Below are 3,404 nucleotides of genomic sequence, written 5' to 3' on the forward strand. Positions count from 1 at the left end.
ATGAGTTCAAATTTATTTCGTAGGGAAGCTATAGCGAATAATACACAGCGATTACTGGGAGATGTCTTATTGGTTCGACCTGTATCGTTTTGGATATTTACGATTTCCATTACGGTATTGGTTATTGTTGTAGGGCTTTTTTTGGTATTTGGTAAGTTTGCCCGCCGCGAGACAGTGGCGGGTTATCTTGTACCCGATAAGGGTTTGGTTCGTGTTTATGCACCTTTTACTGGGGTTATCGATCAAAAGCATAGTTTTGAAGGATCTAAAGTTCGTAAGGGTCAGAATTTACTAGAGGTTACTACCGAGCGTGGTACTGGGGATAGTCTTAGTATCAATCAACAGCTTATCGATAGGTTAGAGCAGCAGCGAATCGGTCTTGCACAACGTATGGTCGATGAATCTGAAGTACTCGATAGTGAAGGCACCCGATTATCTACTGTTTTGATGAATCATAAAAATGAGTACTATCAAATAGGACAACAATTAAGTAGTCAAGGAGAAGAGGTTGATATTCTCAAGCAACAATGGGATACATATGAGCAGTTAAGAGAAAAGGGTTTGGTTTCAGAAGAAGTCTTGCAAGCAAAGCGCAATGCTTATTTTAATGGTAAGGCCTCATTAGATGCCACTAAGCGTTTTTTAATACAAAAGAAAACCGAAATCGCTAATACGCGCAAACAGATAGAACAATCTCCTTTACGTAAGAATACTCGTTTACAAGAACTAGAGCAACAATATACGCGATTAGAGGAGCGGTTAATAGAGTTAAAAAACAGTAGTTCCTACATGGTTAAGGCTCCTGTTGATGGTCGAGTTACCACTTCTCATATTACGATAGGTCAAAATGTATCACCATCTCGTCCTATTCTTACGATCATCCCAGAAAACACGGTTTTACATGCAGAATTGTTTTTACCCTCCCGTGCGATTGGTTTTGTTAAGAAGGGTCAACAGGTTTTAATGCGTTATGATGCATTTCCATACCAGCGATATGGGTTATATAGTGGTAAGATTATCCAAATATCAGAGACGATTATTACTCCAGGAGAGGCGAGTATTGAAATGTCATTACAAGAACCGGTGTATCGCATAAAAGTGGCTTTAGATGATCAAACGGTTAATGCCTATGGTAAAGAAATGGCTTTACAAACGGGGATGTCTATTGCGGCCGATATTATTTTGGAAGAGCGCAGTTTAGGTCAATGGTTATTAGAGCCGATATACAGTTTACGCGGAAAATTATAGTATATGCAAAATCCAATTCATTTATTACATTATGGCTGGGGGAAGAAATTACCAGTTATTATCCAGACCGAAGTTGCAGAATGTGGTTTGGCCTCTATGGCTATGGTTGCCAATTACTATGGTCATAAGTTGGATCTTAATGGCTTAAGGCGAAAATATTCTATTTCTTCAAAAGGCGCAACGTTACAAGGTTTAATACAATTAGCAGATCACCTTCAGTTGAGTTCTCGTCCATTACGATTAGAATTGGAGGAATTGTCTCAATTGAAAACGCCTTGTATTTTACATTGGAACTTGAATCATTTTGTGGTCTTGAAGAGCGTTAGAGGAAATAAAGTTACAATTCATGATCCAGGAGTTGGTGTTAGGGAACTGAAATTGGATGTAGTATCTAAGCATTTCACAGGCGTTGCTTTAGAATTAACACCGACCCCTGATTTCAAACCGGAGAAGATCGCTAAAAGAGCGAAGTTATCTCATTTTTGGAGTAGAATAACAGGTCTTAAACGCACCTTGATTCAAATCCTGATTTTATCAATCCTACTTCAGGTATTTGCTATAGCTACACCGTTTTATATGCAATTGGTAGTAGATGATGTAATTATCAGCAGAGATTTAGATTTATTGATCATTCTTGCTCTGGGATTTGGATTGATGAAGCTTGTGAATTTGGGAGTCACGGCCTTACGAAGTGTTGTTATTTTATATATGGGTACGCAGCTCAATATACAGATGGCTGCGAATTTATTGCGTCACCTCTTAAAATTACCTATGGATTATTTTGAGAAGCGCCACATAGGTGATATTATTTCTAGGTTTGGTTCTTTGGAAGATGTAAAACAGCTACTGACCACTGGTCTTATAGAAACCATTGTTGATGGTATTATGGCCATAGGTTTATTGGTGATGATGTTTATTTACAGTACTACCTTGGCCTTAATCGTGTTGGGAGCTGTAGTACTTTATATCATGGTAAGATTGGGGTTATACCGTCCTTATCGTCAGTTAACAGAAGAGGTAATTGTAGCTGATGCAAAACAGAGCTCTAATTTTATGGAAACTGTTCGTGGTATGCAGAGTATTAAATTGTTTGGTAATGAGAGTCAACGCCAAACGGTTTGGCATAATTACTATGCAGATGCTATGAATACGAGTATCAAGGTGGGTAAGTTGGATATCGGGTATAATTTTATCAATGGTTTTTTGTTTGGACTTGAAAATATTATAGTAATCTACCTGGCGGCTTCTTCTGTGATGGATAGTTTGATGACTATTGGGATGTTATATGCCTTTATGTCTTACAAACAACAGTTTACCGATAAGGCCTCTGCACTAGTCAATAAATTTATTCAGTTTAAGATGTTGTCCCTACATATGGAGCGTTTGGGAGATATTATATTATCAGATCAGGAAAAAGATATCGATAGTCAACGTCAATTACCCTTAGTAACGGGTGAGTTAAAGTTAGACAATGTAAGTTTCAGATATTCAGATAATGAGCCGTATTTATTTAAAGGATTAAACTTTGAGATAGCGCAGGGTAGTTCAGTAGCCATTGTAGGAGCTTCGGGTTGTGGTAAAACTACGATTATGAAAATCATGTTGGGATTACTAAAGCCAGAAACTGGGACAGTGATGATTGATGGCTATGATATTCGAAAAGTAGGTTTGCGAAGCTACCGGAATCTTATAGGTACAGTGATGCAGAATGATCAACTATTATCGGGTAGTATTGCTGACAATATTTGTTTTTTTGATCCAGAGTTTGATCAGTCCTGGATAGAACAATGTGCACAACAGGCTGCTATTCATAATGATATTATGGCCATGCCCATGGGGTATCATACTTTAATAGGGGATATGGGTAGTAGTTTATCAGGAGGTCAAAAGCAACGACTGTTATTAGCTCGAGCATTGTATAAGAGGCCGAAGATATTGTTTTTGGATGAGGCGACCTCACATTTAGATGTAGGGTTAGAGTCGGTAGTGAATCAAACGGTAAAGAAACTAAACATCACCCGAATTATTATAGCCCATAGACCCGATACTATAGCTATGGCAGATAAAGTAGTGGCGCTTCAAAATGGACAATTGCTAGATGTACATATGAATTCACAAAACGTTGCCGTATAACAAATACAAATAAGGCTGTAAAT

General features: G+C 38.0%; 2 protein-coding genes. Both read left to right on the forward strand.

Translation table 11 applies throughout. The features are described 5' to 3' along the window. Nucleotides 1–1,248, forward strand: a 1,248-nt coding sequence (locus tag M0D21_RS22870; RefSeq protein WP_248334338.1) for an HlyD family secretion protein, incomplete at its 5' end; no start/stop codon positions are given. A gap of 3 nt (nucleotides 1,249–1,251) precedes the next feature. Next, nucleotides 1,252–3,381 (forward strand): peptidase domain-containing ABC transporter, encoded by a 2,130-nt coding sequence (locus tag M0D21_RS22875; protein ID WP_248334340.1) that lies wholly within the window; start codon nucleotides 1,252–1,254, stop codon nucleotides 3,379–3,381. Nucleotides 3,382–3,404: the final 23 nt, after the last annotated feature.

The organism is Aquimarina acroporae (genome assembly GCF_023195925.1).
GTDB classification, from domain to species: Bacteria; Bacteroidota; Bacteroidia; order Flavobacteriales; family Flavobacteriaceae; genus Aquimarina; species Aquimarina acroporae.

Bases quoted from the DNA above. Each gene is read 5' to 3' on its own strand.
- M0D21_RS22875 (WP_248334340.1), top strand. From the start codon at position 1,252: ATGCAAAATCCAATTCATTTATTACATTATGGCTGGGGGAAGAAATTA.